This is a genomic window from Rhodococcus sp. IEGM 1409 (assembly GCF_030056735.1).
In the GTDB taxonomy this organism is placed as follows: domain Bacteria; phylum Actinomycetota; class Actinomycetes; order Mycobacteriales; family Mycobacteriaceae; genus Rhodococcus_F.
This window is the reverse complement of the sequence record NZ_JASHKN010000005.1, coordinates 18,644-41,565: the sequence shown is the minus strand read 5'-3', so window position 1 is coordinate 41,565 and position 22,922 is coordinate 18,644. Positions and strand designations below refer to the sequence as shown.

Sequence of the window (22,922 nt, the reverse complement as noted above, 5' to 3'; positions counted from 1 at the left end):
ACAGTTCAGCCGAAGATGAGCGTCGAGATCGTATAGATCAGCAGACCGGCGATCGACCCGACGACGGTGCCGTTGATACGGATGAACTGAAGGTCTCGGCCGACCTGCAATTCGATCTTTTCGCTTGCTTCGTCGGCATCCCACCGCTCGACCGTGTCGCTGATGACCCCGGTGATCTCGTCGGTGTAGTTCTCCGCGATGTACTTGGTGCCCTGCACCAGCCAGCCGTCGACCTTCGCGCGCATGGAGTCGTCGTCACGCAGCCTGACTCCGAAGCCGGCCACGTTCTCGGCGACCTTGGTCCGCAGGGTGCTGTTCGGATCGTCGACGGACTCCATGATGAGCCGCTTGGCCACCTGCCACGTCGACGACGCCAGACCGGTCACTTCCTCGCGGCCCATGATCTCGGCCTTGATCCCCTCGGCCTTCTGGATGGTCTCCGGGTCGTTCTGCAGATCGTCCGCGAAATCGATCAGGAAGCGATTGGCAGCGAGGCGCACCTCGTGCTCGGGGTTGGAACGAACTTTCCAGGTGAACTCGACGATCTCCTTGTAGATCTTCTCCCCCAGCATGGCGTCGACGAACTTCGGCGACCATGCCGGCGAATCGCGAACGATCACGCGGTCGATCGTCTCCTGGCTGCCGAGAGCCCACTGATGCGCGCGCTCGGCCAGCAGTTCGATGATCGGTAGTTGCTTGTTGTCCTTGAGAAGCTCACCGAGCACTCGGCCGATCGGCGGTCCCCACATCGGCTCGGCGAGACGCTTCACGATCGTGTTGTCGATGATCTGGGCGATGTCCTCGTCGCGAAGAACCTCGACCATGCCGCGCAAGACCGTCGACGTTTCGGCGGCGACGCGAGCGGCATTGGCAGGTTCAGCCATCCACGTGCCGAGTCGGAGCGGAATCTGCGCCTGCTGCACCTTGGCCGACACAACTTCGGGAGCCAGGAAGTTCTGTCCGACGAACGAACTCAGACTGGCCCCGAGCTGGTCTTTCTTGCGCTTGATGATCGCGGTGTGCGGGATGGGAAGCCCCATTGGATGACGGAAGAGTGCGGTGACGGCAAACCAGTCGGCGAGTGCGCCGACCATGCCGGCCTCCGACGCGGCCCGGACGTATCCGACCCACTCTCCGGCACCGCGGGATTCCTGCCACCGGCAGAAGATGTAGACCACCGTCGCGAAGCCGAGGAGGCCCGTGGCGAAGACCTTCATCTTGCGAAGGTCCCGACGCTTCGCGGCGTCGTCGAAGGCGGAGAGGCTCAGTTGCTGCACCCTCGCCATTGTGCCGAAAGGTGTGACGCGGCGTAGCGCGAGCGACACGATGTCTGATTCTGCAGGACCTAATCCCCCTAACTGCGGATGTGAGTGCCCGAGACAAAGGCACGGACATTAAGCTGGAACGGAAAAGTAGACCGATCGGACGTGGCTCGCACCACAGATATGAGATGACTCGTGGCCAAGAATGCCGTGCAGGACAACGAGCAGGTAGACGGCACAGGCGTTGCTGATGCGAAGCCCGAGAAATCCGACGGTCGCAAGCGTCGTTGGCGTGAGCACAAGATCGCTCGCCGCGAGGAACTCGTCGACGGCACCATCGCCGCAATCCGGGCGCGCGGCCGTGAGATCGGCATGGACGAGATCGCATCCGAGATCGGTGTCTCCAAGACAGTCCTCTACCGCTACTTCGCCGACAAGAGCGACCTCACCACCGCCACGATGATGCGGTACGTCGAGACGATCCTCTCGCCGCGTATCTACGAAGCGATCAGTGGTGATCTCGACGATTTCGAACTCACTCAGGCCAGCATCACCGCATACGTCGAGACGGTGGCGTCAGACCCGGACATCTACCTCTACGTGATGGCCAACGGCGCCGGCGCAAACCGCGACGTCGTTGCCGACTCCGAGCGCATGATCGCCGAATTGCTCTCCACGGTGTTGGGCAATCGTCTTCGCGAGATGGAGATGGATTCCGGCGGCTCCTTGCCGTGGGCATTCGGGATCGTCGGCGGAATTCAGCTCGCGACGCACTGGTGGATCTCCAACAAGTCGATGTCCGCAGAATCGCTTATCGACTACCTCACGATGATGACGTGGGGCGGCATCACCGGTATTGCGGCGGTCAACGGATCACCGGCCAAGTTCAAGTCGGTTCCGCACCCCCTCGTCAAGCCTGCCGAGAACTGACTCGCCCGAGACCGAACTTTCGAGCCACAGGGGTCAATCCTGTGGCACTCTTTCGGCATGGCACAAGATTCGCTGTGGGAAACACCGGCCGCCAAGACCCTGCGGGCAGAGCCCGGGTTCGAACTCGATCAACTCGATCGCAACAGCACTCCGGGATTCACCGGAAACAAAGCTGACGGCGAACGTCTGCTCGAGGAGCGCGGCGCGGTTCTGTCCGACCTGCAGGAGTTGCTGTACGCCAACGGCCGGTCCGGGGACAGCCGCTCGATCCTGCTGGTCTTGCAAGGAATGGACACCGCAGGCAAGGGCGGCATGGTCCGACACGTGATCGGTCACGTGGATCCTTCGGGAGTTCAGCACGCGGCATTCGGTGTCCCGACCGAAGAGGAGAAGCAACACCACTACCTCTGGCGAATCAAGAAGGAACTCCCCCGCGGCGGCTATCTCGGCGTGTTCGATCGCTCCCAGTACGAGGACGTCCTGGTCGTGCGCGTTCACGATCTTGTCCCGGAGGACGTCTGGAGCAAGCGCTACGACGAGATCAACCAGTTCGAAAAGGAACTCGTCGACGCCGGAACCACCATCGTGAAGGTCGCGATGTTCGTCTCGCTCGACGAACAGAAGAAGCGACTCGAAGAACGTCTCGATCGTCCGGACAAGTACTGGAAGTACAACCCGGGAGACGTGACCGAGCGCGGTTTGTGGCCGGCTTATCAGCAGGCGTATCAGGCAATGCTCGACACGACGTCGACCGAGCACGCACCGTGGTACGTCGTACCATGTGATCGCAAGTGGTACAGCCGAATTGCGGTCACGGAGCTACTGATCGACGCTCTCGAAAAGCTCGATCTCGACTGGCCGCCTGCCAACTTCGACATCGAGGCGGAGAAGGCGCGACTCGCACAGTCCTGATCAGAAGCAGTCCTGATCAGAAGCAGTCCTGATCAGGAACAATCAGAACAGGTGCGGGGATTCGCGGTGCACTTTGTGGTCGTGACGCACGGTGCTGGCGTACAGGGCCACCGCGAGGCCGATGGACGCGACGCCGGCGAGCCCGGCGATCAATGCCCAACCACCTTGACCTGAGCCTGCTGCCACCAGGAAACTGCCGAGGCAGACCACTGTGGCCAACACCAGGAAATACGACGCCCACGCTGCAAAGAGATTGAGCTTCATCGTTCGCTCCTCCGGTCGGATCTCTTTCGTTTCGACCGTACGCCGGAGCATGACGGTCGACAAGACACGCTCGTCGCGAGGTTTCCCGACGACTACGCCGGGTAGCCGAATTACATGGACATCGGAACTCTTTACGGCGGAATCGAATCGGCGCGCGGACTGGACGGTCCGTCCACTGGCATGAGGCGCAGAATCCTCGCGATCACCGAGCGATCCGACAAGTCACGTGCTGTCGCAGCGCTTCTCCGCGGCGCTGCAGTCGGGCACCCCATCCATCCCGCCCTCGTGGCCGTTCCGGCGGGCGCCTGGACGGCGTCGCTGATCTTCGACACCGTTCTCCGCGACCCGCGGACCGCACGACGATTGATCGGGCTCGGGTTGGTCTCGACGCCACCGGTTTTGCTGACGGGCTGGCTGGACTGGTCCGAACGTGGCGACGTCGCCCGCCGTGTGGGACTGGTGCACGCTGTGTCGAATGCAGTGGGTATCTGGTCCTTTGCCGCGTCATACCGGCTACGCGGAAAGGATTCACTGGCGCTGGCGCGAGTTCTCTCGGCGCTGGGACTCGCCGCGGTCGGCGTCGGTGGTGCGCTCGGCGGTCACATCGTCTTTCGACTCATGGACGATCCGGGCGTCGAAGCTGCCTCGACGCCCGTTCTCGATCCCATCCTGGACGTGGTCAACTGAGCTGATCGAATCCGAATACTGTTCAGGCGTAAGTACTTCCGGAATAGCTCCGCAGTTCTCGCGCGGTCTCGTCCGAATCCGCCAGCGGCCTGTTCATGACCCAGTGCGGGCTGCGGGTGCCCAGTGTCGCGGCAAAGTCGGCAACGGCGTCAGGGGCAGGCACCGCGTGTTCGCCCAGATATCCGAGAACGATGAGGTCCTCCCCTGAACGAGTCTCCACGGCCAGGGCCCAACCGCACGTCTCCTCCCAGAGCAACGCCACCTCACGCCCGGGAAAACGCGGCACCGTTCGGTCCAACGCGATGTAGGCCTCCAGAGGGTGCTCGCGCCTGCAACACCATTGCTCGATGCCGGCTCCCACGCCGACCGCCACACGTTGTACGTACCGCTCGAACCCGAGTCCGACGGTTGCGTCGACCAGCATTTGTTCTGTCATCGAACCTCACTCCTCGCCATCGTGTTTGGAATGTGCCCAGCGCCGACCGCACCGAAACCCGGTTCAGATCATGGACTCCGGGTATCCCCAGACGAACCGATCAAGTGGAGAGGGGACCCGATGAAGTACTCGCCCGCTATGGCTCCCGGACGAATGCTGAAGATCTCCATGGTGTCGGTGAACGCCGATCCACTCGCACCGGTGGGCTGCTCGGCAGCTGGTGCACAGAATCTTCACGTCGACGAACTGTCTGCGGCCTTGGTTCGCGCCGGACACGACGTCACTGTCTTCACTCGTAGGGCACATGTCGGTGGACCAGACCGCGTTCGCGCTCGCGCCGGGTACTGCGTCGACTATCTCGAGGCCGGCCCGACACAGGCTCTCCCGGATGCCGAAATCCTTCCTCACTTGGGAATCTTTGCCAGCATTCTGCGCGCTCAGTGGAGTACCGACCGACCTGATGTGGTGCACTCGCACTTCTGGATGTCTGGTGTAGCAACGGAACTCGCGACCCGCTCGCTCGGCATCCCCGTACTTCAGACATTCCATTCCCTGGGATCTGCGGCGCACCGCCACCTCGGCGCAGCCGACGACAGTCCCTCGGAGCGGACTCACCTGGAACCGTTGATCGCCAGGGGCGCAACCCATGTCATCGCGACCAGTTCCGACGAGATCTTCGATCTGGTTCGGCAGGGATCACCACGATCACGGACCACCATGGTGCCCTCGGGAGTCGACACCGAAGCGTTCACCCCTGAGGGACCCGCCGCGAAGAAGACCGCACCGCATCGATTGATCTGCGTCGGAAGGCTGGTGGAGCAGAAGGGCTTCGATGTTGCCGTCGCCGCGCTGGCTTCGCTGCCGGATACGGAGTTGGTGGTGATCGGCGGGCCGCCCGTCGCACAACTGAGCACCGACGAGGTGGCAATCCGCTTGGTCAAGCTCGCCGAGCGACTCGGCGTCGCAGATCGAGTCCAATTATTGGGACGGGTTCCGCACCGCCAACTACCGAAATTGATGCGATCGGCCGACGCCCTCGTCTGTACCCCCAGATACGAACCGTTCGGAATCGCGGCTCTGGAGGCGATGGCGTGCGGAGTACCTGTCGTCGCGACTCCTGTTGGCGGACTGCGCGATACTGTGATCGACGGGCTCACCGGGCGGCGGGTCCCGGTCAACAATCCGGTGGAAACCGCGCGGGCAGTCCGGCATCTTCTCGACGACGAGGACGAAGGCGCGGCGTTTGCACGGCAGAGTCGGGCCCGCGCGTGCGAATCGTATTCGTGGGATCACGTCGCCACCGAAGTGGTCCGAACCTACGGCCGATGCGTCACAGCACCGCCGAGAGCCCGCCAACACAAGGGCACTCACCGAAGTGAAGTGCACTGACGCTGACGGGCTCTACGAACCTGATTTCACGAAGCTGTGGGTGACGGAGCTGTGGGTGACACGGCGAAATCAAGCCGGGAAGCGTCGGGTCTCCTCGAGGCCGATCGCGTGATCCAGCGACTCGTAGCAGGCAAACATCGACTCCTGACCAGCTGCTTTGAGCAGCCTTTGAACCGGGCGGGCGCAGACGAGCGCCAGTGTGCCGCCCACGTCGCGCGATCGCGTCGACAGCACCGACAGCACGGACAAGCCGCACGTTCCCATGAATTCGAGTTCGGAGAGATCAACGACTAGTGTCCGGTCCGCGGCCACGTGGTACGTCAAGTAGTCACGAAAAGCATTGGCGCTCATCAGGTCGATCTCGCCACGAACTTGAATCACAGCGGTCTGTGCACTGATGCGGTGCGCGTGAAATGATGCGGTCGCTGTCCCGGTCGCGGGAGGTCCGTAATCAACCGATCCCTTCGCCGCGTTCGTAAAGCCTGAAATAGATGATCCTGGAACAACAGTCATGGTTCTCCCATCCCGCAACGGTTTACACTCTGCAAAAGAGAAGGGACCTCCGAAGGAGCCGCACGATGAACGGGTCTCCAGAATTGCGGATAAATCCCTCATCGGCTGTGTGCTCAACCTCGGTTTGAAACAGTACGCCAGCATGACCGACGTCACAAGTGCGTTGCGACCATTCGTTTCGGTGTTCCGAACAAAAATGTGGTTTGGTCTGCGGTTCCGCGAGGTAATCCGATGTTGCGACCGCCAACGGTCGTGAGCAGAACTGTGTCGATTACCCCGGCACCACCATCGACAAAATTTCGTGTTCAGGGGTCACTGTGAAGGTCGAGATGGGTATCGTTCTCGGCACCAGACTTCACGGCGACCCCTGGTACGACGATCCGGAGAACTTATGGCACACCTCAGCGCACTCGAGCCCGATCAGGATCAGACTCAACCGGTCGTGGAGTTGAGGATTCAAGCGACTCTCGATCAGCTGTCGATTTTGCGTGCACTGGCTGCCACCGTTGCCATTCAGGAAAACTTCGATCTCGACGCCATCGCCGACATCAAGCTGGCCATGGACGAAATCTGTACGCATCTGATTGTTCGTACTGCACCCGATTCTGTTCTGGTGTGTCGGTTCGTCTTCACTCCCCCACAACTGCACGTGTCCGTTTCGACGACCACCACGGAGTACGAGGACGGCAGTCAGCGCTCGTTCGGGTGGCACATCCTCACCGAACTCACCGATTCGATTTCGCTCGACCAGGAAGAGAACCTCGGCGGTGCCGGCTACACCACGACCATGAAGTTCACCAAGGCCCTCAGCGGGCGCCTGTGACCGCTTCCGCAGACGGCCCGTCACGCCCGCGTCGGCGGTCCACCGACGAATATCGGGACGTTATACCAGTTTTCGAGGAAATGCGGACCCTCGAACCACACAGCCCCGAGTACGAACGAGTGCGTACTGCACTCATCACCAGATGCCTACCGCTGGCCGAGCACATCGCCAGGCGATTCGACGGGCGCGGCGAAGCGCACGACGATTTGGTTCAGGTGGCGCGGCTCGGTCTGGTCAACGCCGTCGACCGTTTCGATTCCACGCGCGGCTCCGATTTCGTTTCGTTCGCAGTTCCCACCGTGATGGGTGAGGTTCGGCGACACTTCCGCGACACCGGCTGGGCGCTACGAGTTCCGCGTCGGATGAAGGAGTTGCACTTCCAACTCGGGCAGGCCATCAGCGAGCTGTCTCAACAACTCGGGCACGCGCCGACCGTCGACGAGTTGGCCGAGACGTTGGGCATCGAACGCGAAGAAGTGGCCCAGGCGTTGATCGCCGGCAATGCGTACCAGACCGTCTCGGTCGACGGTGCCGCGTCCAATCACACCGATGATCTCCCGCTCGTGGAAACACTCGGCGACTATGACGCAGCACTCGAGAACGTCGAGAATCACGAGGCGTTGCGTCCTCTTCTCGACAAGCTTCCCGAACGAGAGCGGACGGTGTTGATGCTCAGATTCTTCGGAAACCTGACGCAAACACAGATCGCCGAGAAAGTCGGTGTATCCCAGATGCACGTGTCGAGATTGCTCGCGAAGACACTGAGTAATCTCCGCGAGCAACTCGACTGAGCTCCGCGAACAACTCGACTGAGCGGGTCAGATTGTTGCGGTGTCGATCACGAATCGGTATCGCACATCGCTCTTGATCACGCGCTCGTAAGCATCGTTGATGTCGCTCGCCGGGATCAGTTCGATTTCTGCGCCGATGCCGTGCTCGGCGCAGAAGTCGAGCATCTCCTGTGTCTGCGGGATACCGCCCACCATGGAGCCGGCGAGGCTACGACGGTTTGCTGCGAGCGAGAATGCTCGAACTTCGATCGGCTTCTCCGGCAGGCCCAATTCGACGAGAGTGCCGTTGATGGCGAGCAAGGACATGTAGGCGTCGATGTCGAGATTGACCGAGACCGTGTTGAGGATCAGGTCGAACTCGCCGCGAAGTGCCTTGAACGTCTCACGGTCGTTGGTCGCGTAGTAGTGATCGGCGCCGAGGCGAAGCCCGTCTTCTTTCTTGCCGAGCGTCTGACTCAGGACGGTGACTTCCGCTCCGAGCGCCTGGGCGATCTTCACACCCACGTGACCGAGGCCGCCGAAACCGATGATGGCGACCTTCTTGCCGGGACCGGCGTTCCAGTGCCGCAGCGGTGAGTACAAGGTGATGCCTGCGCACAGCAGCGGCGCGGCAACGTCGAGTTCGATGCCCTCGGGGATCGAGAGAACAAAATGCTCGGTGACGACGATGTGCGTCGAGTAGCCGCCCTGAGTGCGCTCGCCGTCGCGGCCGGTGGCGTTGTACGTACCCGTCACACCCTTGCGGCAGTACTGCTCTTCGCCGGCGGTGCAGGCGTCGCACTCCCCGCACGAGTCGACGAAGCAGCCGACGCCGACGCGGTCGCCGACCTTGTGCTTGGTGACATCGGAACCCACGGCGGCGACGACGCCGGCGATTTCGTGTCCGGGAACGATCGGGTACTTGGCTCCGCCCCACTCGTTTCGGGCGGTGTGGATGTCGGAATGGCAGATGCCGGCAAATTTGATGTCGATGAGAATGTCCAGTGGACCGAGCTCACGACGTTCGACGGTGGTCTTCTCGAGCGGACCGTCAGCGGACGTCGCGGCGTAAGCAGCAGCAGTAACCATGCACACATGCCTACCCGTGCATGGAGGGACCTGCAAGTTGCAGGTCCCTCCATGACTAGTTCTTTACGTGACTTACCCGGCGTCGCGCTCGGCTTGTTCGGCGCGACGACGCAAGCGCCTCGCGGCTGCAACCATGTTGCGCAGCGAAGGCTCGAGCTGCCAAGGATGGCGGGTCTTGAGGCCGCCGTCCGGATTGGCCCACAAGCGATCGAGAGAGATCGATTCGCTTGCCTGCGTGAGCAATTCGTCAAGCTCGTCGATATCTGGAATCCGAGCCGAACGAGATTCGTAGACACCGGGGCCGACGCCGTGCGTGAGCGCGCCTTCCTTGAGTGCTTCGAGAACCCACGTGATGGAGCGGGTCGCGACGATAGCCGTCACATCGGCGTCCAACCGTTCGATGGCGTCGACCACCGACGACCGAGCGGAGTACGTCAGATGTGTGTGGATCTGTGTTTCCGGCTTCGCTCCACCTGTTGCCAGACGGAACGCGTCGACGGCCCACTCCAGGTAGGCCTCCCGGCCGTCCTCACGCAGCGGCAGCAGTTCACGAATTGCCGGCTCGTCCACCTGGATGATGGCGATTCCGGCGGCTTCGAGATCCGCGATTTCGTCTCGAATGACAAGTGCCAGTTGCTCTGCCGTTTCGTAGAGCGGCTGATCCTGACGCACGAACGAACGAGCGATCATGGTGACCGGACCCGTCAGCATGCCCTTGACCGGTTTGTCGGTCAGCGACTGCGCGTACGCAATCCACTCGACCGTCATCGGCTTCGGACGTGCGATGTCGCCGTAGAGAATCGGCGGACGCGTACAACGAGATCCGTAGGCCTGAACCCAACCGTTGTGCGTGAAGGCATAGCCCTCGAGCAGTTCGGCGAAGTACTGGACCATGTCGTTGCGCTCGTGCTCACCGTGCACGAAAACATCGAGACCGATGTCCTCTTGCAAGCGGATTGTGCGCTCGATCTCTTCCTGGATGCGCTTGTAGTAGTCGTCCCACTCCAAACGACCCTGGCCGAGTTCGTAACGAGCCTGGCGAATCGCGTCGGTCTGCGGGAACGAACCCAGTGTCTGAGCCGGCACCAAAGGCAGGTTCAACCGTTCCTGCTGAGCTTTACGACGCTCCTCGTACGGTGCACGCACACGATCTTCGGGCTTGATCGCGTTGACCCGAGCACGGACTGCATGCTTGAGCTTGAAGTGCACCTTCGTCGGACGCTTACGCCACTTGTCCGAAGGACCTTCGGTGAGCGCCTTTGCCAGTGAGACGACCTCGCCGACCTTTTGCTTCGCAAAAGCCAAACGGTCTGCGACGTCTCCCGGGATGTCGTATTCGGAGAGCACGTCGTACGGCACGTGCAGCAGCGACGACGACGTGGAGACGACGAGGTCAGGCACGACGTCCTTGAGTTCGTTCAGGTACGTCAAGGTGTTGAACCGGTCGACGCGCCACACGTTGCGACCGTCGACGACGCCTGCGTAGATGCGCTTGCGCTTGATGTTCGGCACCGCGGCCAGTTCCTCGGCCGTGATCTTGCCGTGCACCAAGTCCAGACCGAAGGCCTCGATCTTGGTGGGCGCCAAGATGTTGAGGGCTTCGCCGAACTTGCCGTACGGACCCGTCACCAACAGACGCGGGCGCAGCGGGGCCGTCGAAAGCTTCTCGTATGCACGCCCCAGAGCGGCGAGTTCCTCGGCGGTGCGGTCCTCGGTCACCGAAGGCTCGTCCAACTGAACACAGGTGGCACCGGCCTTGGCGAGCTGCTCGAAGAGCTTCTCGTACTCGGGCAGGATCGCGTCCAACAGATCGAGTGGGGTGAAGTTCGGATCGGACTTCTCGGTGGCAGGCCCGACCTTCGAGAGCAGAAGCAGCGAAACGGGCCCCATGATGACGGGGCGCAATTCGATGCCGCGCGCCTTCGCACGTTCGAACTCGTCGAGCAGTGCCTCCGAGTTGAGCGAGAACACCGTGTTCGCGTCGATTTCGGGCTGACGGTAGTAGTAGTTCGTGCCGAAGAAGCGCACCAGCTCGAGAGGCGGGAAGTCCGGGCGACCGCGGGCCATCGTGAAGTAGAAATCGAGCGGATCGAGTGCGCCCTCGAGCGGCTTGAAACGCTCCGGCACTGCGCCGAAAAGCAGCGCATTGTCGAGCACGTGATCGTAGAAGGAGAAGGTGTTGCCGGGAACCTGGCTCAACCCCGTCGCAGCCAATTCGCTCCAGGTCGATTCCTGGAGTTCCTTGGCGACCGCGAGGAGTGCGTCCTTGTCCGAAGTGCCGTGCCAGTAGGACTCGAGGGCGCGCTTGAGCTCACGGCGCGGCCCGATGCGCGGATACCCCAGGACGCTGGAGCCGAATGCTGCAGTGCTGCTGGACATGCGGTCGACCTTTCTAACCGAGGGGCGCGAGCGCCCTGTGCGCGTTTATGGAGTCTCTACTCTCCACAAACGCGCACAGGGGGCTTTGGGCCTTAGCTTGCCTGCTTGGTGGAGCGACCGTTGTCGGCGTATTCGTAGAAGCCCGCGCCGGACTTCTTGCCGGTCAATCCGGCTTCGACCATACGCAGGAGCAGCGGCGGAGCGGAGTACAGCGGCTCCTTGAACTCCTCGTACATGGAGTCGGCGATGGACTTGACGGTGTCGAGTCCGACCAGGTCCGTCAGAGCCAGCGGACCCATGGGGTGCGCCAGGCCCAGAACCGTTGCCTTGTCGATGTCTTCCTTGGTTGCGAAGCCCGACTCGACCATGCGGATCGCCGAGAGCAGGTACGGCACGAGGAGTGCGTTGACGACGAAGCCGGAGCGGTCGGCACTGCGGACGACCTGCTTGCCGAGGATGTCGCTGGCAAAGGCCTCGGCGCGCTGCGAGACGGAGGCACTGGTCTTGAGCGTCGTCACCAACTCGACGAGCGGCAGAACCGGCACCGGGTTGAAGAAGTGCATACCGATGACTCGCTCGGGACGCTTGGTCGAGATGCCGAGCTTCATGATCGGGATCGACGACGTGTTGGACGCGAGAACCGCATCCGGGTCCGTCACGACCGCGTCGAGCTCGGCGAAGATTTCGCTCTTGATCTTCTCGTCTTCGACGACGGCCTCCACGACGAGCTGGCGGTCCGCGAAATCTCCCAGATCGGAGGTGAAACGCAGACGCCATGCGGCCTGCTCACGCTCGCGTTCTGTGATTTTTCCGCTGCTCACGCCGCGGTCGAGCGAACGCAGGATGCGTGAACGCCCGGCTGCTGCAAGCTCGCGAGTCTGCTCGAAGACCAGAACATCGACATGTGCGCGGGCGCACACCTCGGCGATTCCGGCACCCATGATTCCGGCGCCGATAACGCCGACGCGCTGAATTTTTTCGCTGGTCACGTCAGCTCCTTGTTTGTCTCGTGGAGTTTGTCTGGTGAAGGTGTTGCAGTCTGAAGAAGGTGTTGCAAAGAAAGCACTTCGAACTGCGTCGACGCTGGTGGCCGATGCAATCGGAACTGCCTTGAAGACGAGAGAAAGTAGATCGGTGATACAAGCAGGGGAGAGACCCGAAGCCGAGCCTCTCCCCCACCCGAAGTCAGTTCTTAGTGGAACTGGCCCTCTTCGGTGGAGCCCTTGAGAGCTGCCGTCGAGGTGTTGGGGTCAACGGTGGTGGCGATGGTGTCGAAGTAGCCTGCGCCAACCTCACGCTGGTGCTTGATGGCGGTGAAGCCACGCTCTTCAGCAGCCTTGAACTCGCGCTCCTGCAGGTCGACGAATGCCGTCATGCCTTCGCGGGCGTAGCCGTAGGCCAGGTCGAACATGCCGTAGTTGAGCGAGTGGAAGCCGGCCAGCGTGATGAACTGGAACTTGAAGCCCATTGCGCCGAGCTCCTTCTGGAACTTCGCGATGGTCGCGTCGTCCAGGTGCGCCTTCCAGTTGAAGGAAGGCGAGCAGTTGTAGGCCAGGAGCTGGTCCGGGAATTCGCTGCGAACGGACTCGGCGAACTTCTTTGCAACCTCGAGGTCCGGCACGCCGGTCTCCATCCAGATGAGGTCTGCGTACGGTGCGTAAGCCTTGGCGCGAGCGATGCAGGGCTCGATGCCGTTCTTGACGCCGTAGAAGCCTTCAGCCGTGCGGGTTCCGTCGAGGAACGGGCGGTCACGCTCGTCCACGTCGGAGGTGATGAGGGTTGCGGCCTCAGCGTCGGTGCGGGCGATGATGACGGACGGAACGTCCGCAACGTCGGAAGCCAGGCGAGCCGAGGTCAGGGTGCGGATGTGCTGCTGCGTGGGGATGAGCACCTTGCCACCGAGGTGGCCGCACTTCTTCTCCGAAGCGAGCTGATCCTCCCAGTGGACACCGGCAGCGCCGGCGCCGATCATGGCCTTCTGCAGCTCGTAAGCGTTGAGAGCGCCACCGAAGCCGGCTTCGGCGTCGGCAACGATCGGAGCGAGCCAGTTGCTGACGGAGGTGTCACCCTCGGTCTTGGCGATCTCGTCGGCGCGCAGCAGTGCGTTGTTGATGCGACGGACGACGGTCGGAACCGAGTTGGCCGGGTAGAGGCTCTGGTCCGGGTACGTGTGGCCCGAGAGGTTCGCGTCGCCGGCAACCTGCCAACCGGAGAGGTAGATGGCCTTCAGGCCGGCGCGAACCTGCTGCACAGCCATATTGCCGGTAAGTGCACCGAGGGAGTTGATGTAGTCCTCGTTGTTCACGAGATCCCACAGGATCTCGGATCCGCGGCGAGCGAGGGTCTGCTCCTCGACGACGGTGCCCTGGAGCTTGACGACCTGATCGGCCGTGTAGTTACGAGTAACGCCCTTCCAGCGAGGGTTGGTGTCCCAATCCTGCTGAAGCTCAGCTGCGGTCTTCGGGGTGCCGGTGGTCGACATCAAGACTCCATCTCTTTGATCTGCTGGTCCGGCCTGTTGCGAGCAGTACATGCGTACTACTTCACATACTTGCCAGGCCCTTCTTGTGTACTTATCGAGAATGGCACATCGAAAAAGTGCCGTCTACCTGTTGCTAATGCCAATCTTCGCTACCTTTTCAACGCACTTTGCTAAGTCTGTGAAGATTCCTACACGGCGAGCACTACCCATTCGGACAGGTTCCGTACTGGCGAGTAGCAATGAAACCGCAGGCTGTGAACGAAATGCACTCAACTCCGCCACTGGTGAATTACGCCTGTTCGCGCAGCGCACGGAACGGGCCTGTCCGCTACTTCGGAGCCAACTTCGACACCCGTACGTGACCGCAATCACTCAGTGGCAACAGCCATCACTCGGCCGATTCCCCGAGATGGAGGTCTCACAAAGCCCCCGACAACCCGTTCGCCGGCAATATGCTGTCGAACCATGACTTGTCGTTCGACGCCCTCGACACCACTGACCGGGCGATAAAGCTGTGCCGGACAACTATCAGCAGCCACCGAACAACCAGGCATGGTCGCAATCCGGGCCTCAACCGCCGCAGTTGGGATACCGGGCCGCGCCGCAGTCCTATCCCCCACCGCAGGGATTCCCGCCTGGTCCGCCACGTGGAAATCCGCCGCCACGTCGACCCGGTTGGGTGATTCCGGTATCGGTCATCGGTGTCATCACCGTGTTGGCTCTCTTCGGCGGGCTTGCATGGGTTCTGTGGCCGAAGGACGTCCCCAACTCGACAGCCGGTGGAGCCGCCCACACCACCACCGCCGCCGCGAACACACCTGGCACGACCGGTGCCACGACAACTGCTCCCAGCACGAGTTCCCCGACGACCACACGCGCCGCGAACTTTCCAGCAGGTGCGTCCGCCTGCCCCGGCGGGCAGCCGGCCGGAAGTTACAAGGAATCCGCGACCGGTGGGGGCAAAACATCGTGCGAGTTTGCCGAAGCAGTTCGGATCGCCTACGGAAACTCCGGTGCCGCTGGTAGATCCGGCTCGGTCTCCGCACGTAGTCCGGTGACCGGCAAGGAGTACACGATGGCGTGCAAGGTGGCCTCCGGAATCGTCACGTGCACCGGCGGAGACAACGCGGTTGTGTACTTGCGCTGACGTGCGCACTTGCGGCGGCAGCAACCCGGTGCTCTTCGTTCCAGTGTCGTACTGACGGATCCTCCGATAGCGTGACCGCATGCCCCTGTACGAGTTTCGCTGTACCGGCTGCGGCCCGCTCGAGCGGTCGTTCGCGATGGCCGAAGTGCCCCAGTCGATCAGTTGCCCCCAGTGCAGTCTCGAGTCGAGGCGGGTGGTCTCGTCTCCCCGGTTGAGTCACGCGTCGTCGGCCGCGATGGGTCTGCTGGACAGCACTGCTCGATCGGCTCACGAGCCTGCCGTGGTCAGTGGGTCACTACCCGGCCGCGGCAGAAAAACTGCCCCGACCACATCCAATCCGTTGCACCGCAAGCTACCTCGCCCCTGAGCACCCTCGCCGCGAGTCACGATCCGACACGAAAGTCCTGCCGCCACGAGTTTTCCGTTTCTTCGAGAATGAGGAGTGCATATGCCTGAACTGCTGTTTCCACTCGATTCCGCCAAGAAATTCACCGAACAGGCGATCGTCGGCCACAATCGGTGGCACCCGGACATCCCGGCAGCGGTGACGGTCAAACCCGGTGATGCGTTTCGTGTCCATTGCCGCGAATGGTTCGACGGCGCAATCCACAACGACGACTCAGCCGACGACATTCTCAATGCACCACTGACCACGGTCCACACGCTGTCCGGCCCCTTTGCCGTCGAAGGCGCGAAACCCGGCGACCTGTTGATCGTCGACATCTTGGATATCGGGCCTATTCCCCAAGAGGATTCGGGTCCGTTGGCCGGCCAAGGCTGGGGATACACCGGCATCTTCCCGCGGAACAACGGCGGCGGCTTCCTCACCGAACAGTTCCCCGACGCGTACAAGGCTGTCTGGGATTTCTCCGGACAAACGGCGACGTCGCGTCACATTCCGCACGTCTCGTTCACGGGCATCGTCCACCCGGGACTCATGGGCACGGCTCCGTCGGCAGCCCTCCTCGCCAAGTGGAATGCCCGCGAGGGTGCCCTGATTGCCACCGACCCCAATCGGGTTCCCCCGCTTGCACTTCCGCCCGAGCCCCGCGATGCCGTCCTGGGAACCTTGACAGGTGACGAGTACACACGCGTGGCCGGCGAGGCGGCTCGCACTGCTCCCCCGCGTGAGAACGGCGGAAACCAGGACATCAAGAACCTCACCAAGGGCAGCCGAATCTTTTATCCAGTGTTCGTGGACGGTGCGAACCTGTCGGTCGGCGATCTTCACTTCTCCCAGGGCGACGGCGAGATCACTTTCTGCGGTGCCATCGAAATGGGCGGCTTCATCGATCTTCGTGTGGACATCATCAAGGGCGGCATGGATACCTACGGCGTTTCCGAGAACGCCATCTTCATGCCGGGCAACACTGATCCGCAGTATTCCGAGTGGCTTGCATTCTCGGGCACTTCTGTCACGTTGGACGGCGAACAGAAGTACCTGGATTCACATCTGTCGTATCAGCGTGCGTGCCTGCATGCGATCGAATACCTGACCAAGTTCGGGTACGCACCGGAGCAGGCGTACCTGCTACTCGGTGCGGCACCGATCGAGGGCCGCCTGTCGGGCGTCGTGGATATCCCCAACTCGTGTTCGACGGTGTATCTCCCGACCGCGATCTTCGACTTCCCGCTCGCACCGTCGTCGAGTGGACCGTTCCAGATCGATCCCGGAATGGGCGCCCCACGTTCGGAGAACAGGGTCTAAGCCTTCGGCCCGTGAGTGGTTAGGGAGTGCCAAGGCTCCTTAACCACTCACGGGGGCGGAGCCCCTGTGCGAAGACTGCGAACCCACCTTTGCGAAGCCGGACCGTCGCTCGTATCCTGGGAAAATGTCGAAAACCTTTGTCGGTGTCCGGCTCCGCCAACTGCGGACCGAGCGCGGGTTGAGTCAGGCTTCGCTGGCCAAGACGCTGGAGATCTCGGCAAGCTATCTCAATCAGATCGAGCACGACGTCCGGCCACTCACCGTGCCGGTCCTCCTGCGAATCAGTGAAGTCTTCGGTGTCGACACCACCTTCTTCTCCCCACAGGACGACACGCGCCTGATCGCGGAAATGCGCGAAGTCGCCCTCGATCAGGAGATGGGTATCGACGCCGACGCCCACGAAATCGCGGAGATGGTCTCCACGCACCCGGGCCTCGCCAAGGCGATGGTGAACATGCATCGCCGCTTCCGCAACACGACGGCCCAGCTCGCCGCAGCCACGGAGGACCGTTTCTCGGACGGCAGCGGCAGCGGTTCGATCACCATGCCGCACGAGGAAGTGCGCGACTACTTCTATCAGCGGCAGAACTACATTCACGATCTCGACACCGCGGCCGAAGAACTCACCGCTCGAATGCGCTTTCATCGCGGCGACGTCGCCGGCGAGATCGCCAGACGCCTCGAGTCCGTCCATGACGTGCAGATCGTTCGACGAGTCGATCTGGGCGAGAACATACTTCATCGCTACGACCCGGACACCAGGGTCCTGGAAATCTCCGCAAGGCTCTCCGGCGGGCAACAGGTCTTCAAGTTTGCGACAGAACTCGCGTACCTCGAGCATGGCGACCTGCTCGACTCGTTGGTGGCCGAGGGCAACTTCACCAGCGAAGCGTCGGTCTCCCTGGCGAAGCTTGGCTTGGCCAACTATTTCGCCGCGGCCACCGTGCTGCCCTACAGCCAGTTTCACGAGGTTGCCGAGGACTTCCGTTACGACATCGAGCGCATGTCTGCCTTCTATTCCGCGAGCTACGAGACGATCTGCCACCGCCTCTCGACCCTGCAGCGCCCCAAACTTCGCGGGGTTCCCTTCATGTTCGTACGTGTCGACCGTGCCGGAAACATGTCGAAGCGTCAGTCCGCCACCGGATTCCACTTCTCCACCAGCGGAGGCACATGCCCGCTGTGGAACGTCTACGAGACGTTCTCTTATCCGGGCAAGATCATGCCGCAGATCGCGCAGATGCCCGACGGTCGCCGATACCTGTGGGTTGCACGCACAGTCGAACGGCGAGCGGCTCGATACGGACAGCCCGCGAAGATTTTCGCCATCGGATTGGGATGCGAGATTCGCCACGCGCATCGACTCGTCTACAGCGACGGTCTGGATCTCGACGAGTCGAATCCGGGAACGCCGATCGGCTCGGGCTGCCGCGTCTGCGAACGCCTCAACTGTCCGCAGCGTGCCTTCCCTCCGTTGGGTAAAGACCTCGACATCAGCGAGCACCGGAGTTCTATTTCGCCTTACGTGATTCGCTGAGCGCTAACGCACGTGCGCGCGTAGGAACGCGACTGTGCGATCGAACGCGATCATCCCGTCCACCGTATCGAGGTCGAACTGATATTCGTGGTCGAGTGCAGGCTCGTGATCGTCGGGGTAGAACAGTGCGTCTACTTCGACGCCCAGATCGGTGAGCCGTTCTGCCATGGGTTTCGACTGGCTGGCGGTCAGTGGGTCGACATTTCCGCCGGTGATGAACGTCGCTGGAAAGTCCGAGGTCACATGGCCCAGCGTCGACATCTGACCCACTGCAGTCGACCCGTCGAAGTCCTTCGTTCCGAGGTACCCCCACAGCGACTGCTTGTCGACGCCCCAACCGAAGTACTTCCCCTGTGACAGTAGCGGTTTCAGATCGAAGACCCCGCAGTCGAGGACAACTCCGCGTATCTGCTCGGGACGCAATGCCGGTTCCAGCCCCATTTCCGACGCGTAGTCAGGGCTGGTCGTGACGGTCGCCAATTGACTCGACAATTGCGCGCCTGCCGAATCTCCCGCAATAAACAGATTGTTCGAATCGACATGCAACCTGTCCGCATTGCTCACGATGAAGCGATACGCGTCGTTCAGTTGATTCACTGCGGTGGGGTAATACGCCTCCGGCCCCAGTGAGTAGTCCACCGAAATCACAGTGAAACCTTGATGTGCCAACAGTTTGTAGTAACCGTCGGCATCAGTTCTCGATCCCGAGATCCAGCCACCGCCGTGCACCCAGACCACCGTCGGTAGCGCCGAAGTGGACTCCGACGGGTAGTACACGTCCAGTTGCGCATCGTCGTCGCCGTCGCGGTACGGCTGATCGAGGATCGAGACGATTCCTGGCGGTGCTTGCCTGTCGAGTTGTGCGTGAGTCGCTTCGGAGCCGCCCGCTGACATCCACCGTACGAGGAGAACTCCTGGCCAGGGACTGACGAGCGCAGCGGTTATGCCGGACAGAATGACGACGAACACCGTCATGATTCCGACAAGGCGTCTTCGCCGTCTGGCGGGGGAAGACGCTCGCACAACAACTCCTGGTGTCGGATCGGATCTACCCAGGCTAGACCAAAAGGACTAACTGGGAATTCCCTGCGAACACGCCCCCGAAACTTTGTCTGAAATGACCATTTTCGCAGTGGTTCAACATAATTCGACATCTAGCCGGTGTGAGCGTCGAGAAACTGAACCGTACGATCGAGCGCCGTGAGACCGTCGGCCGTGTCCAGATCAAACTGATACTCATGACCGAGCGCCCGAATGTGATCGGCCGGATAGAACAGTGTGTCGACCGCAACTCCCAACCCCGTCAATTTCTCAGCCAACGGTTTCGACTGAGAATCGGTCAACGGATCCGCGTTCCCGCCGCTGATATAGGCAGGCGGAAATCGATCGGTGACGAAGGTCAAGGTCGACATCTGATCCGCTGCATCGGTACTCATGAAGTCACGCACACCGGTATACGCCCAGAGGGACCGATCAACTCCCCAACCGATGATGCCGGGCCCGCCGACCATGTTCCCGACGTCGTAGATTCCACAGTTGAGGACTACTCCGCGCAACTGATCCGGCCGTAGCGACGGGTTCACGCCCACGCGGTCCGCATACGCAGGATCAGTGACGAGAGTGGCGAGCTGACTCGAGAGTTGCGCTCCCGCAGAATCACCGGCGAGAACGATCGTCGTCGGATCAACATGCAGCCGTTCCGCATTCGCGACGACGTACGCATGTGCGTCGTTGAGCTGTCGCACCGCGGTCGGATAGTGATGCTCGGGCCCGAGTGAGTAGTCCAGGGAGACAACGGTGTATCCGTGAGAAGCCAGCAGCTCGTAGTACGACGCGTAGTTGGACTTGCTTCCCGAGATCCAGGCACCGCCATGAGTCCAGATCACCGTGGGCAGCGCGGTCGTCGTCGCTGCAGGAAAGTAGACGTCGAGATATGCGTCGTCGTCATCGGCGCGATAGTGCTGGTCTTTGATCGAGTCGACGCCATCCGGTGCGTGCTTCTCGAGCGCCTCGGTGACTTTCACAGCATCGCGATCGAAAACCCAGCGCACGGCGAGCGCGCCGGGTCTCGGGCTCAGAACAAAAGCCAGAACCACGGCTCCGACAAGGATAATCACTACCCCGAGAGTCCACAGTGCTCGCTTTCGCCATCGGGACGGTGAAGGGTTCGTCATCGGGTTTCCTTCACTCTCGGCAAAATGTCCGAATCAGCGTAACGCGAAGCCGATACCGCCAGGCGTGATCAGCTGAGTTCTGCGATCCGCCTCTGCGCGAGCGCCTTGACTTCACCCTTGGCTACCTTGCCGCCGGCTGCCATCGGCAATTCGGCGACCGCCGTCACGTACTCGGGTATGTACTCACGGGTCACTCCTCGGCTCTGCAGCCACGCGGTCAGGTCGTCCGAACTCAGATCGTCATCGGCGGACACGATGACGGCACAGACCTTCTCACCGAACAGCGGATCGTCGACTCCCACCACGGCGACCAGTTCCACCGAGGGGTGCGCGCGAACACACTCCTCGACTTCGACCGCGGAAATGTTCTTGCCGCCTCGAATGATGATGTCGGCTTTGCGCCCGACCACACGCACCCGGCCAGTCTCGTCGATCTCGACGATGTCGCCGAGAAGCATCCAACCTTCGTCGGTGTACAACTCGTCGTTCGCATCGACGTCACCCCAGTACCCTTGGCACATCAGTGGGCCGTTGACCGCAGGCTGACCTCGACGGACGGTTTCGGTCACTTCGCTTGCCGCATCGTCGAATACACGAACGTGCATGCGATCGATGACGTGGCCGCACGTCTTCAGCCGGGTGTCGGAATCGTCCAAGACCGTCGTCACCGAGACGGCGCCGGTTTCGTTCGATCCGTAGAACTGCAGGACTGCCGCACCGGTACGTTGCTCGAAAGCCAGTGCCTCCGAATAGGGCACGGCTTCACCACCGGTGAACATGAAACGAAGTGACGAGAGATCGGCCGATTCCGCAGCCTGCGAGTGCAACAGCATCTTGAATTGTGTACTCACACAATTCAAAGCAGTTACCCGTTCGCGCTCGATCAACTCGATCATCACCGAAACGTCGAAGCGTTCCATGACGACGTTACGAGCACCGAGTAACGCCGGCAGGAAATGCGAAGTCCAGAGACCGAATCCGAAAGGTGCCGGGACCGCGCCGAGAAACACCTCATCTGCACCGATCGACGCCGCCTCGGCTGCAATCTCGGAGAAGGCAACCCAACGATCCTCGGTTTGTGTCACCAGCTTGGGCAGGCCCGTTGTGCCAGAGGTCGAGTTCAGCATCGAAACGCCCGAGGTGACAAAACACGGGCTGGTTGCGGGGAAACGCTTGATCTCGACCGGCAACGAAGTGAGTTCGCCACCCGCGCCTGCGCGTTCGAGCATCACGTTGGCGCGTTCGTCGGCGAAGACGACGTCCAGTCCGGGATACTCGGCCCGCAGACTCGCCACGAGTTCGGCGGTATCGACGCCTCGCAGCGTGCGTGCGGTGACCAGAACAGAGGCTTCGGAGCGGGCGATCAGATGAGAGATCTCGCGAATGCCGGAGCGCGAACCGATTCCGACGGCGACGCGGCCGGTACGAAAGGCTGCGCAGAGCGCCGCATGGAAGACAGCGGTGTCGGGAAGCAACACGGCCACGTGCCCGTATCCCTCACCAGCTAGGTCCAGTGCCGACGCGATGGCATCGGCAGCGGCGTCGTACTGTTTCCACGACACCCTCGATTCCGGGGTGACAAAGGCAGTTTCGTCCGGGATGGTCTCAGACCAATGCCTGACCATCTCACTGATGCTGACACCGGCGAACCGGGCCGGATTCGTGGCGAATTCACCGACAGTGAAGTCGAGTGTCTTCGTTTCAAGCATGATCGTCGATCATCTCCCGTCGGCGCTGAGTACGCCCATCGATTGTTTGTACGCGTTGTCCAGTGTCGCTGCGGAATCGCATTCGCGGACGAGTTCGCCGCGTTGCATGACATATCCCGCGGTGGACAACGGCCAGGGCGGTGAAGGAGACGTCCCTGACGGCAATCGCGGAGCCGTATCGAACTGTGACTCTGTCGAGTTCGAGCATCGTCAGGCACCTTCCTCGTAGTCGGAACCGAAATAGACTTCGCGCATCGCCTCGCTGGCAAGCACTCTTGCGGCGGTCCGTAGAACGCCACCGATCCGAAATCGAGCAGAACGATCCTGGTTGCGAGCGCCGCGATGAGATCGACGTTGTGATCGACCAACACCACTCCCTTGCCCTGCGCAGCAATCGACCGAACGGCACCGCGGCGATGCCGTCGTGATCTGCACCGGCAAACGGTTCGTCCAACAGGAGGACATCGGGTTCGGTCGCCATCGCGCGCGCTACCTCGACCAGACGCTGCGCGCCCAAACTCAGATCCCCGCAGGCATTCTCGACGCGCTCGCCCCGAAGACCACTGCCGCACAGACCGCAATCGCCTTTCCGAGTATCACATCAAACTCCCGTCCAAACTCTGCTTGGTGTATCAAACAAGCGCTTGATTTACGACGGTGGACAGAAGTATGCCCTGGGTCACACCGATAGTCAAAATCCGAATTACACGC

At 61.6% G+C, this 22,922-nt stretch carries 22 protein-coding genes; 10 read left to right on the top strand and 12 right to left on the bottom strand.

The annotated features are described in order from the left end of the window. Window positions 1–5: 5 nt before the first annotated feature. The gene (locus tag QM716_RS15200) at window positions 6–1,286 is read right to left on the bottom strand and encodes a DUF445 domain-containing protein (RefSeq protein WP_283305148.1); all 1,281 of its coding nucleotides are present in this window, start codon (window positions 1,284–1,286) and stop codon (window positions 6–8) included. A gap of 171 nt (window positions 1,287–1,457) precedes the next feature. Between QM716_RS15200 and QM716_RS15195 the strand changes: the two genes are divergently transcribed. Continuing rightward, window positions 1,458–2,192, top strand: a complete 735-nt coding sequence (locus QM716_RS15195; protein WP_502942059.1) for a TetR/AcrR family transcriptional regulator — start codon at window positions 1,458–1,460, stop codon at window positions 2,190–2,192. Window positions 2,193–2,249: 57 nt separating this feature from the next. Further along, entirely contained in the window at window positions 2,250–3,104 is an 855-nt protein-coding gene (locus QM716_RS15190; protein ID WP_283304886.1) for a polyphosphate kinase 2 family protein, read from the top strand. A 42-nt stretch (window positions 3,105–3,146) separates the two neighbouring features. On the opposite strand, the gene QM716_RS15185 is transcribed toward QM716_RS15190, so the two are convergent. Continuing rightward, complete coding sequence (locus QM716_RS15185; RefSeq protein ID WP_230816894.1) at window positions 3,147–3,368, bottom strand: hypothetical protein; 222 nt, start codon at window positions 3,366–3,368, stop codon at window positions 3,147–3,149. Window positions 3,369–3,482: 114 nt separating this feature from the next. Between QM716_RS15185 and QM716_RS15180 the strand changes: the two genes are divergently transcribed. Then, a complete protein-coding gene (locus QM716_RS15180; protein ID WP_283304885.1) occupies window positions 3,483–4,055 on the top strand; it encodes a DUF2231 domain-containing protein in 573 nt (190 codons plus the stop codon). A 22-nt stretch (window positions 4,056–4,077) separates the two neighbouring features. On the opposite strand, the gene QM716_RS15175 is transcribed toward QM716_RS15180, so the two are convergent. After that, window positions 4,078–4,491: a DUF6292 family protein gene (locus tag QM716_RS15175; protein WP_283304884.1), complete on the bottom strand. Its 414-nt coding sequence runs from the start codon at window positions 4,489–4,491 to the stop codon at window positions 4,078–4,080. Window positions 4,492–4,611: 120 nt separating this feature from the next. Here QM716_RS15175 and QM716_RS15170 point away from each other — a divergent pair, with 120 nt between their 5' ends. Next, window positions 4,612–5,880 carry a glycosyltransferase gene (locus tag QM716_RS15170; protein WP_283304883.1) on the top strand — a complete coding sequence of 423 codons (1,269 nt, stop codon included), beginning with the start codon at window positions 4,612–4,614 and terminating at the stop codon, window positions 5,878–5,880. Between the two features lie 69 nt (window positions 5,881–5,949). Here QM716_RS15170 and QM716_RS15165 read toward each other — a convergent pair whose 3' ends face one another. Continuing rightward, window positions 5,950–6,393, bottom strand: coding sequence for an STAS domain-containing protein (locus tag QM716_RS15165; RefSeq protein ID WP_283304882.1), 444 nt, complete (start codon window positions 6,391–6,393; stop codon window positions 5,950–5,952). A 391-nt stretch (window positions 6,394–6,784) separates the two neighbouring features. On the opposite strand from QM716_RS15165, the gene QM716_RS15160 reads away from it, so the two are divergent. Together QM716_RS15160 and QM716_RS15155 are read left to right on the top strand one after the other, a co-directional pair. Further along, window positions 6,785–7,216, top strand: coding sequence for an ATP-binding protein (locus tag QM716_RS15160; RefSeq protein WP_283304881.1), 432 nt, complete (start codon window positions 6,785–6,787; stop codon window positions 7,214–7,216). Continuing rightward, entirely contained in the window at window positions 7,213–8,007 is a 795-nt protein-coding gene (locus QM716_RS15155) for an RNA polymerase sigma factor SigF (protein ID WP_020906739.1), read from the top strand. Before QM716_RS15160 ends, QM716_RS15155 begins: the two co-directional genes overlap by 4 nt. 27 nt (window positions 8,008–8,034) lie before the next feature. On the opposite strand, the gene QM716_RS15150 is transcribed toward QM716_RS15155, so the two are convergent. The 4 genes from QM716_RS15150 to aceA all read right to left on the bottom strand — a co-directional run bounded on the left by QM716_RS15150 (window position 8,035) and on the right by aceA (window position 13,936). After that, a complete protein-coding gene (locus tag QM716_RS15150; RefSeq protein ID WP_283304880.1) occupies window positions 8,035–9,075 on the bottom strand; it encodes an NAD(P)-dependent alcohol dehydrogenase in 1,041 nt (346 codons plus the stop codon). Window positions 9,076–9,147: 72 nt separating this feature from the next. Then, window positions 9,148–11,454: a 5-methyltetrahydropteroyltriglutamate--homocysteine S-methyltransferase gene (metE, locus tag QM716_RS15145; protein WP_283304879.1), complete on the bottom strand. Its 2,307-nt coding sequence runs from the start codon at window positions 11,452–11,454 to the stop codon at window positions 9,148–9,150. A gap of 92 nt (window positions 11,455–11,546) precedes the next feature. Beyond that, window positions 11,547–12,443 (bottom strand): 3-hydroxybutyryl-CoA dehydrogenase, encoded by an 897-nt coding sequence (locus tag QM716_RS15140; protein WP_003941541.1) that lies wholly within the window; start codon window positions 12,441–12,443, stop codon window positions 11,547–11,549. Window positions 12,444–12,646: 203 nt separating this feature from the next. After that, window positions 12,647–13,936: an isocitrate lyase gene (gene aceA / locus QM716_RS15135; protein WP_003941533.1), complete on the bottom strand. Its 1,290-nt coding sequence runs from the start codon at window positions 13,934–13,936 to the stop codon at window positions 12,647–12,649. A gap of 514 nt (window positions 13,937–14,450) precedes the next feature. Between aceA and QM716_RS15130 the strand changes: the two genes are divergently transcribed. From QM716_RS15130 to ramB, 4 genes are all read left to right on the top strand, one after another. Then, complete coding sequence (locus QM716_RS15130) at window positions 14,451–15,083, top strand: serine/threonine protein kinase (RefSeq protein ID WP_283304878.1); 633 nt, start codon at window positions 14,451–14,453, stop codon at window positions 15,081–15,083. A gap of 79 nt (window positions 15,084–15,162) precedes the next feature. After that, the gene (locus QM716_RS15125) at window positions 15,163–15,450 is read left to right on the top strand and encodes an FmdB family zinc ribbon protein (RefSeq protein WP_283304877.1); all 288 of its coding nucleotides are present in this window, start codon (window positions 15,163–15,165) and stop codon (window positions 15,448–15,450) included. 81 nt (window positions 15,451–15,531) lie between these two features. Continuing rightward, window positions 15,532–16,791 carry a formamidase gene (fmdA, locus tag QM716_RS15120; RefSeq protein WP_283304876.1) on the top strand — a complete coding sequence of 420 codons (1,260 nt, stop codon included), beginning with the start codon at window positions 15,532–15,534 and terminating at the stop codon, window positions 16,789–16,791. Window positions 16,792–16,915: 124 nt separating this feature from the next. Then, entirely contained in the window at window positions 16,916–18,328 is a 1,413-nt protein-coding gene (gene ramB, locus QM716_RS15115; RefSeq protein ID WP_003941547.1) for an acetate metabolism transcriptional regulator RamB, read from the top strand. A gap of 3 nt (window positions 18,329–18,331) precedes the next feature. On the opposite strand, the gene QM716_RS15110 is transcribed toward ramB, so the two are convergent. From QM716_RS15110 to QM716_RS15095, 4 genes are all read right to left on the bottom strand, one after another. Then, entirely contained in the window at window positions 18,332–19,351 is a 1,020-nt protein-coding gene (locus QM716_RS15110) for an alpha/beta hydrolase (RefSeq protein WP_283304875.1), read from the bottom strand. 131 nt (window positions 19,352–19,482) lie between these two features. After that, the gene (locus QM716_RS15105; protein WP_283304874.1) at window positions 19,483–20,502 is read right to left on the bottom strand and encodes an alpha/beta hydrolase; all 1,020 of its coding nucleotides are present in this window, start codon (window positions 20,500–20,502) and stop codon (window positions 19,483–19,485) included. Between the two features lie 68 nt (window positions 20,503–20,570). Further along, a complete protein-coding gene (locus tag QM716_RS15100; protein ID WP_283304873.1) occupies window positions 20,571–22,211 on the bottom strand; it encodes a class I adenylate-forming enzyme family protein in 1,641 nt (546 codons plus the stop codon). Next, window positions 22,204–22,728: a hypothetical protein gene (locus tag QM716_RS15095; RefSeq protein WP_283304872.1), complete on the bottom strand. Its 525-nt coding sequence runs from the start codon at window positions 22,726–22,728 to the stop codon at window positions 22,204–22,206. The genes QM716_RS15100 and QM716_RS15095 overlap by 8 nt, the downstream gene beginning before the upstream one ends. Window positions 22,729–22,922 lie beyond the last annotated feature (194 nt).